10 protein-coding genes are annotated in these 8,269 nt (G+C 67.0%); 3 read left to right on the top strand and 7 right to left on the bottom strand.

Going from position 1 to position 8,269, the window contains the following annotated elements; translation table 11 throughout:
- Nucleotides 1-134: 134 nt before the first annotated feature.
- The 3 genes from KQ304_RS03425 to KQ304_RS03415 form a co-directional block, all read right to left on the bottom strand.
- A complete protein-coding gene (locus KQ304_RS03425; protein WP_259735720.1) occupies nt 135-1,166 on the bottom strand; it encodes an SDR family NAD(P)-dependent oxidoreductase in 1,032 nt (343 codons plus the stop codon).
- Nucleotides 1,163-2,665 carry a serine hydrolase gene (locus KQ304_RS03420; RefSeq protein WP_259735719.1) on the bottom strand — a complete coding sequence of 501 codons (1,503 nt, stop codon included), beginning with the start codon at nt 2,663-2,665 and terminating at the stop codon, nt 1,163-1,165. Before KQ304_RS03420 ends, KQ304_RS03425 begins: the two co-directional genes overlap by 4 nt.
- A 229-nt stretch (nt 2,666-2,894) precedes the next feature.
- A complete protein-coding gene (locus KQ304_RS03415; RefSeq protein WP_259735718.1) occupies nt 2,895-4,241 on the bottom strand; it encodes a DUF6880 family protein in 1,347 nt (448 codons plus the stop codon).
- A gap of 357 nt (nt 4,242-4,598) precedes the next feature.
- Between KQ304_RS03415 and KQ304_RS03410 the strand changes: the two genes are divergently transcribed.
- Nucleotides 4,599-5,147, top strand: a complete 549-nt coding sequence (locus tag KQ304_RS03410) for a DoxX family protein (protein ID WP_259735717.1) — start codon at nt 4,599-4,601, stop codon at nt 5,145-5,147.
- A gap of 110 nt (nt 5,148-5,257) precedes the next feature.
- Entirely contained in the window at nt 5,258-5,701 is a 444-nt protein-coding gene (locus KQ304_RS03405) for a nuclear transport factor 2 family protein (protein WP_259735716.1), read from the top strand.
- A 343-nt stretch (nt 5,702-6,044) separates the two neighbouring features.
- On the opposite strand, the gene KQ304_RS03400 is transcribed toward KQ304_RS03405, so the two are convergent.
- The 3 genes from KQ304_RS03400 to KQ304_RS03385 form a co-directional block, all read right to left on the bottom strand.
- Nucleotides 6,045-6,611, bottom strand: a complete 567-nt coding sequence (locus KQ304_RS03400) for a pyridoxamine 5'-phosphate oxidase family protein (protein ID WP_259735715.1) — start codon at nt 6,609-6,611, stop codon at nt 6,045-6,047.
- Nucleotides 6,608-6,862, bottom strand: coding sequence for a hypothetical protein (locus KQ304_RS03395; protein WP_259735714.1), 255 nt, complete (start codon nt 6,860-6,862; stop codon nt 6,608-6,610). The genes KQ304_RS03400 and KQ304_RS03395 overlap by 4 nt, the downstream gene beginning before the upstream one ends.
- A gap of 197 nt (nt 6,863-7,059) precedes the next feature.
- Entirely contained in the window at nt 7,060-7,491 is a 432-nt protein-coding gene (locus KQ304_RS03385; RefSeq protein ID WP_259735712.1) for a PPC domain-containing DNA-binding protein, read from the bottom strand.
- A gap of 47 nt (nt 7,492-7,538) precedes the next feature.
- Between KQ304_RS03385 and KQ304_RS03380 the strand changes: the two genes are divergently transcribed.
- On the top strand, nt 7,539-7,757 hold the full coding sequence (locus KQ304_RS03380; protein WP_259735711.1) for a hypothetical protein: 219 nt from the start codon (nt 7,539-7,541) through the stop codon (nt 7,755-7,757).
- Between the two features lie 20 nt (nt 7,758-7,777).
- On the opposite strand, the gene KQ304_RS03375 is transcribed toward KQ304_RS03380, so the two are convergent.
- Nucleotides 7,778-8,029 (bottom strand): hypothetical protein, encoded by a 252-nt coding sequence (locus KQ304_RS03375; RefSeq protein WP_259735710.1) that lies wholly within the window; start codon nt 8,027-8,029, stop codon nt 7,778-7,780.
- Nucleotides 8,030-8,269 lie beyond the last annotated feature (240 nt).

Raw genomic sequence — 8,269 nt, 5'->3', positions numbered from 1 at the left:
TGTGGCCGGGGCTGATTCAGGCCCATCGATGGGCATGCTCAGCAGAACACCAGAGCCTCAGAAGCGATGAAGTGGTTCAGCGCGGCCAGGATTCGCCGTGCTCAGAGGCTCGATGCTCTATTGGCAACAAACTCCTAGAGCCCCAACAGCTGCGCGCTGACCGTCCAGAGCTCTGCCGCCAGGGCGTCGTTCCGGGCTTCGGGGCTGGGCTCGGTGAGCTCGAAGCGCAGGCGGCCTGGAGCGAGCACACGGTTGACGTGATAGCTGAAGCCAGGGGCGGCGTAGGCGGGGGCGGTGGCCAGCTCGGCCAGCAGTGCCCCGGCCCGCTCGGGGCTGGCGGTGAGGCGCAGCAGGTCGCGGGCCACCAGGGCGAACAGCCGCTGGCCCCATTCGTTGTGCTGGCGGCTGTAGCGGAAGAAGCCGCCGCTGTTGCGGGGAATCACCAGGCCCGGGCTCCAGGCCAGCACCGGCATCGCCCTGCCGCTCCCGCGCCGTTGCCGCTCCAGTTCACGGGCGAAGAGCAGATTGCAGAGCTTGCTGTCCTTGTAGGCCTTGTCGGCGCTGAAGGGCGTCTGGCCATCCACCATCGAGAAGCCCGCGCCGGCCCTGAGGCCCGCCAGGTCGCCCAGACCAGCGGGTTGGCCCACGCGGCCCCCGGACGAGCTGGGATCGTGCACCTCGGAGGCGGTGATCACCAGCCGCGGGGTCTCGCTGCGCTCCAGCAACGGCAGCAGCCGCATCGCCAGGGCCTGGTGGCCCAGATGGTTCACGGCGATGGTGAGCTCGTGGCCCTGGGCCGAGCGCCGCGGCTCGCTGGCGCCGCTGTCCTGCAGGCCGGCATTGAGCACCAGGCCATCGATCGGCTCAGCGGCGGCCAGCAGCACCTCGGTGCAGCGCTCGATGCTCTCGAGATCGGCCAGATCGCAGAGGGGGGTGCTCAGATCGCCGTCGTCATCGCTGTTGCCATCGCCGCCTGTGACGTTGACCTTCAGCAGGGCCTGGCGGGTGGCATCCGCGCGGGCCTGATCACGGCAGGGCAGGCAGAGCCGGTGGCCGGCACGCCTCAGCAGCAGGGCCGCCTGCTGGCCGATGCCGGAGCTGGCTCCGGTGATCAGGATCCGGCGCGGTTGGGGCTGGATCGTGCTGGGCTCGGGGTTCTCGTTCATGGGGTGGTGCTGGAGGCCTGGCGCTGGAAGACGCCCTGGCCGTCGGTGTTGAAGATGTCGATCTGGACGCGGCTGGCGGGGCCATCGCTGCCGACGCTGAAGGCCACCGCGCTGGGGCCGACCGCGTTTTCGCCGCTGGGCTGATAGCGGAAGGTGTCGCCGCTGATGTGGGTGAGGGGGTAGGGCCTGCGCTCGGGGCCCAGTTCCAGCACCAGGCCGTTGCCCTCAGGTTTCACGGCGATCACTCCCACGTAGGCGTTGCTGTAGGTGCCGCTGTAGACCCCCAGCGGCCGCGCCGGGGCGGGAATCGCCGGTGGCTGGGGCACCCGCGGATATTCCTGCGCGGTGACCTGGGCAAAGACTCCCCCCAGGGCCTTGAGGTAATCGATCTCCACTGTGCCGAAGCGGGCCAGGTCGAGAAAGCTCAGCGCCACCGTTTCAGGCACCCCGATCGGCTCGCCGTTGCTGAGCACCACGATGCCCAGCGACTCCCCCGGCAGCAGGAACACCGCCGTGGCGGCACCGAGTGCGAAGGCACCCGAATGACTGAGCTGCACGGCGCCCTGGTCGGTGCTGCTCACGTTCCAGCCCAGCCCGTAGAAGCCGCTGCGGGTCACGCTTGGATTGGCCGCCGGTGAGCTGGTGATCAAGGGGCGATGGGTGTCGGCCAGGGCGTCTGCGGCCACGATCTGCCGGCCGACCGCCACCGGTCCCAGGCGCCCCCCCGCCAGCTGCAGCCGCAGCCACTGGGAGAGATCGCGGGCTGTGGAGCTCACCCCACCGGCGGGCGACTGGGCCTCAGGGTCGCGCCTGTGGCGCGCCAGCCAGCGGCGGCTGGCTGCTCCCTCGGAGCCCTCGCGCACATGCAGGACGGCGCGGTTGGAGGCCGCCAGCAGATCGGCCTGGCTGGAGCTGGTGCGCTCCATGCCCAGCGGGCGATAGAGCCGTTCCCTGGAGAGTTCCTCCCAGCCCTGGCCGCTGGCGTTGGCTGCCGCGATGGCGCCGGCGCTGAAGCCGAAGTTGGTGTAGTTGAAGACGGCCCGGAAGCGGTTCCCCAGCGGCAGCTCCCCCAGGCGCTGAAAGATGGTGGCGCGATCGAAGCCGATGTCCTCCAGCAGATCGCCGGCATGGTCGGGCAGGCCGCTGCGATGCGAAAGCAGATCCCGCAGGGTCACCTCCTCGGCGATGGCGGGCGGGCCGAGGCGAAAGCCGGGAAGATCGCCGATCACTGGATCGTCCCAGCGCACGCGCCCATCGCCCACCAGGGCGGCCACCACCGTGCTGGCGATCGGTTTCGAAAGCGAGGCCAACTGAAAGATCGTGTCGGCATTCACCGGCTCGGCCGTGCCCACCTGCCGCAGCCCATAGCCCTTGAGGAACACCACCCGGTCGTCGTGAACCACCGCGATCGCCAGGCCCGGCACCCCTGTCTGCTGCAGCAGGCGCGTGGCCAGGGCATCGAGCTGCGGCAGCGCCGCCGACACCTTGGCCGTGGTCACCAGCCGCGGCGACGGCGGCGGCCCAGAGGCGGCAGCGGGGGCCACTGACCACGGCCCCGGACTGATCACAGCAACGCCGAGCGCCAGACTCAGCAGCGCTGACAGCCGCCGGGGCGCACGCAGAAGTGATGGAGCCTGCATCAGCGGGTACCGAGAGAGAACTGGGGCCGAATCGCTCAGCCTGCGTGCAGCCCATCATCGGCTGAATGGCCCGGGGGAGCTTCTGGCCTCAGATCGACCGGTCGATCAACTGCCAGAAGCTCCACTTCATTGCGAAGGCCTCCCGCAGGCGGCCCATGAAACTGCCTTGGCTCTCGATCCCCTGCCAGTGGTCGATGCGGGCGGAGAGCTGCTCACAGGTCTGCAGGTGTTCGGCGGCATGGCGGTAGCGCTTGGCCCGGCCCATCGACAGCGCAAACACCACCATCGCCCGCAGCAACACCACCGCCGCCAGGGGATGGTCGGCGCCCAACCGTTCGGCGGCGGGGCCCAAGACCTCGAAGGCCTCACCGTCCCACTCCTGCCAGTGCTCGATCACGAAGCGCTCAGCCCGGGGCAGGGCTGGCCAGGCCACCAGGAACTCCAGCGCCAGCAGGGGCATCGCGTGCTCCTCCGCCACCAGAAAGGCCCGCTCCTCGGCTTCGGCGTCCGTGAAGGCCTCGAGCCGCTGGAGGTAATCGCGCAGCCGCGGAATCGAGAGGGTGCTGCGGAAGCTCTGCCAGCGCAGCTGCTGGGCGTCCTCAGCGCGGCCGAGGGCGTCCAGCACAGCGATGCGGGAGAGGTCCCACTCGGGTGAGTGCCAGGTGCTTGCCCCCCTGGCGGCGCCATCCAGCACGGCCAGGGCCTGCTCCGGGCGGTCCGCCGCCAGCAGGTGGTTGGCCACATCGGCAGCGGTGTTCGGCCAGCTGAGCTGGCTGGCGCTGAACTGGGCCAGGTAGGCGTCCACATCGCCGCGGCATTCGGCGATCTGCAGCAGGGCGACATGGCCATCGCTGGCCCCGCGCTCACGGCAGGCCTGCTCCAGCTGCCGCAGCCCCGGCTCGCCCAGGGCCTCGGCCACCGCTGGAATCAGCTGATCGAACTGGCCATAGCCGTTGTCGGCCAGCAGATCACAGACCTGCTCCGCCAGCCTGGCGGGCTCCAGCTGGGCGGCTGAGGCGATCGGGCCCAGGCTGGCCGCTGCCTGGCGGAACACCCCGATCACGCTGCCGGTGCTGTCGGAGCAGCGATCGAGCACCCCATCGCCCAGCTGCAGGAAGCGCAGCAGCAGGTCCATGGCCAGGCGTGGGTCGGCGGCGGCGATCGGACCGCTGATCGCCTGGAGTTGTGAGTCGAGCTCAGCCAGCAGCGCCTTGCGCCTGCGCACATCCACATAGGTGCCGGAACGGGCGATGGCCGCCAGACGCTTGCGCACCTCCTGGGCCGCTTCGCTGGCCCCCTCAGCAGCGGCGAGGGCCAGGCGCAGGCGCCTCTGGATCACGGCATTGCCGCCGCTCACCTCCATCAGCAGCTCAGCGAGGACCGCTGCCCCAAGGCTTTCGAGGTTGACGCTGTTGAGGGTGCGCTTGCCGGCCATGGGGTCAGAGCAGCCGCCTGGCGGGAGCGATCCGAAAGGGTGGGCCCAGCGTAGAAACCCATGCCGGCGGGGGGGGGCTGTCAGGGCCACTGGGGACCAGCTGCTCCCCGCCCTGGCGGCACGTTCATCACATTTCTTAATCTGGCGAGCCATAGTGGATGCACGTCGCTTTTCAAGCCATGAGCACCCTCACTCTTCTGGAACTGTTTCTGGGCTTCATGACCGCCAGCGTCGCTCTCTGGGCCTACAGCCTCTCCAAGCCCTCCAGCCCCCAGAACTGACATCCCGCAGCGCAGCCTGCGCTCACGCGATTTCACCACTGTTTTCTCCCCCTGCACCGAACCGATTTCTGATCCGATGTCCAGCGTCCTGAGCCGTTACTTTCTTAAAAACGATCGCCTCACCAACACCGGCCTACTTATTTTGCGGCTGGCGATCGGCACGATGATGATTCATCATGGCCAGGAGAAGCTGGCCAACCCCGAGAGCTTTGCCGCCGCCTATCTGGTGCCGCTGCACATGCCCTTCCCGAGCGTGATGGCCCATGTGGCCGGTCTTTCCGAAATCCTCGGCTCGTGGTTCGTGATCCTGGGATTCCTGACCCCGATCGGCGCTCTGGCCCTGGTGGGAACCATGGCCGTGGCGGGTTACCACCACATCCTCACCAGCGGCTTCAACATCTATCTGCTTGAGCTGGTGGTGCTTTATCTCGGCGGCAGCCTGGCCATTCTGCTCAATGGTCCCGGTCGTTTTTCGATCGATGCCGGAATCGTCTCTGATCTGCTGGCCAGTGATGAAGCGGAAACTGCCAGCTCGGCGTTCAGCGATCACGGCTACGCGGAACCGGCCCCGGTGAGGGTGCATGCCCAGTCCAGTGCAGGCTCGTCCAACGCTGGCCGCCGCTGAGCTCAACCCCTGCCAGCCAGCTAGCCAGCCAGCCGCCAACCTCAGTCGATCCACTGGTCTGCCCTTCACCGGTCAGGCCTTTGATCGCTCCGTCCTTTCACCGAGCTGCCATGAACGCCGTTCTGACCCCGCCGCTCACTGAGGAGACCCTCAAGGCCCTGTTCACCAAGCCCTACGGCGCTGCGGGACCCACGGCCGAGCAGTGGCGTGCTGTCTACGACAACGCGGTCCATTTTCAGGACCCCACCCAGGAGCGATCCGGCATCGATGCCTACATCGCAGCCCAGGAGGATCTGATGGGCCGCTGCGACGATATCTTTCTTGAACCCGGCGCCGTGGCGCTCAGTGGCGAGACGGCCTTCGTGGAATGGACGATGGGCCTGAAGATCAAAGGCATCGAATTCATCTATCCCGGCGCCACGCGCCTGCGCCTGGCTGCCAACGGAATGATCGTTGAGCATCGCGACTATTTCGACTTCGTCGGCCCCACCTTTGAGCCGGTGCCGGTGGTGGGTGGTTTCGTGCGCTGGCTCTATCGACGCTTTGTCTCCTGAAGCGGTACCCAGGCCAGCAAGGAACCCAGGCGCGTTCGACAACATAACTTCATCTGCGTATGTGTCTGTTGTTCTCCACACCTGTACTGAATGAGCCTGGATCGGCAGGGGAGCTTGAGTAGACCGGAGAGCCAGAAGGGTTTCATCCGTGCTGCACACCATCCCGTTGCTGGCCGCCACCTGTCTGGCGGGATTCGCGGCGTTGCAACTGCTGTTCAGCGCCTGGCCCTGGTGATCGGTTCTTGGTGTTGAACCAGAACCTGGGCGCAGCATCGCCTGTTGCCCATCAACGCTTCACGGCGGCTGGGCTGATCGAATCGATGGGGTGATGAAGGGCCCTCCCTCAGGGGTTGAGACGCTTCTCGCTCCACTCGTTGGAGCGGCACCAACGGCGGCGCTGGTGTGGGTGATCCCTGAGCTCCAGTAACTCCACCTGCTCCAGGTCGATGCGCAGCAGCTCGAACGGCTCAGGCAGCGGCACCTCGTCGGAGAGTTCAGTTGGAAACTCCTCTGCGGCGGCCAGCGCTGCTCCCGGTGCAGGCCAGCCCCAGAGGGCACGGCCGCTGGGCTTCAGGCTCTGCCAATGCCGTTGACGCTGCTGCTGCTCGACGTCTGCGGGCAGGACCAGCCGCTGGCCGCGCAGGCGGAACTGACAGCGTGCTCTGGGCAGCAGCCAGCACAGCTCGACAGCCGGTTGCTGCCGGAGCTCAGCCGCTTTGGCGCTGCGTCCGTCGCTGAGCAGGTCCAGCACGGAGGCCTCGGCCCAGCCGCGGAACACGAGGGTGCGCACCCGTGGCGTGCCATCCGCGGCCACTGTGGCGAGCTGCAGCCAGCGGGCCGCTGGAGATCGTCCTTCCCTCTCGCGGGCCCCGCGCAGCAATGGCCGCCATGGGGGCAGCGCCGCCGTCACGCCGCCTGCGCCTGGCGACGGTTCAGGGCCAGGGCTCCAGCGCCGATGGCTGCCAGGCCGAGGGCGCCAGTGGCCGTCAGGAACACCAGCGTCTGCAGGGCCAGCAGAACCAAGCCCAGCGCAGAAGCGGCCTTGATCTGGATCCTGGCTTTGAACAGCAGGGTGAGCAGCAGCAGCACCGTGGCCTGAAGTCCAGCGATCCTGGCGGCCGTGAGGGGGCAGAAGGGGCAGAGGGGGCTGGGCAGCAACATGGGCACAGTGCAGTGGCTCAATCCTGGCGCCACTCATCCTCCACTGCTTCCCGCCAGCAGCGAAGCGCGTTTGCCATTCCCCCAGCCAATGCCCATCAATCCGGACAAACTGGGTCGTTTTGCTCTGCGGGGCCTGCGCATCGGCGCCAGCACGGTGGCCATCCTGGAGCTGCTGCGCAGCGACTGGACCGGTGGCCTCAGCGCCGCGGCGGCCTGGCTGGTGTTTCTGCAGGTGGAACGACGGTTGCCGCCGCCTCCAGCTGATGAAGCCGAGGGTTGATCAGGCTCCTCAGGGGGTTGGTGCGCACCAGAGATCCCAGGCAGAGATGGCCGCCGATCACCGATCCGCTGCTGTCGGCGATGGCGATCTGGAGATGGGCTCCATCGGCGCCGAGCGTGCCGGCCAGGCTGAGGATCTCCAGCTCGCCGCGGAGGATGGTGCTCTCCTCTCGGCCGGCCAGCCGCAGCTGGGCCACCGACAGGCTGCCGATGCCGCTGATCAGGCAGCCGGCCTGCTCGCTCTGCTGGGTCATCCAGCTCTCCAGCGCCAGGCGCAGATCTTCCCCCGGCGTCAGCCGCAGTGGTGTCACCTTCATGCGGCAGATCCGCCAATCCCTGAAGCCTGTCATGGCCTCAAGGTTGCCCAGTTGCGCCGCTCTCGATTCAGCTGGGTACGGTGCCAAGAGAAGCGAGCGCTGAAATGCTGCCTGAGCTGGTGTTGGCGATCGGCATCCCTTTGGTCGTGCTGCTGCTGGCGGTGCTGGCGCTGGAGCACTGGGGCGATCGGCTGCCCCGCTGGCTGCAGGGCCTCTCCCAGAGGCCCTCGCTGCTGTGGAACGCTGGTGTTGGGTTGATCATCGGCCTGTCGCTGCTGCGTTGGCTGCTTCAGCGCTGAGCGTGGGCCGATCGGTGGGCTCAGCTGCCGATCTTTTTATCGACCCACTGCGTCAGCACATAGACGCCGATGAACATCGGCAGATAAGCGATCCACATGTTGGGAAGATTCAACTCGGAGTTGTTGATTAAAACAAGCCCCGCATAGCTGACCACACCATAGATCGAAGCTCGACGCAGTGGCCCAACCATCTTGTTCAAGTGAGCAGTCCCGGCGGTGCCTGTCCATGATAGCTGCTGTGGGAGCATCAGGGATTGAACCAAGGTGCTCATCATCAAAGCAGTCGCTATCCTGGTCAATGGGAGAGCGACATAAAGGGCTCTAAGGGGCTGATGTGTGCTGAGGCACAACGCGGCTGACTGAAGCCTGATGGCCGCGTCCCTTGGAATGGTGTAAATCCTGAGGCCCGATTGCCCTGGACTGAGGGAGAACAGGGGTGAATGACGGGCTGTCATTCTTGAGGCGCATGTGCACCTCGTTGTTTCACGATGAATCCCAACGATTGACTTGTC

Origin of the sequence: Synechococcus sp. CS-1329 (assembly GCF_025128055.1) — a bacterium.
Classification (GTDB): Bacteria; Cyanobacteriota; Cyanobacteriia; order PCC-6307; family Cyanobiaceae; genus Regnicoccus_A.
Note: the sequence above shows the minus strand (reverse complement) of the source record. Positions and strands in the feature narration are given on the sequence as shown.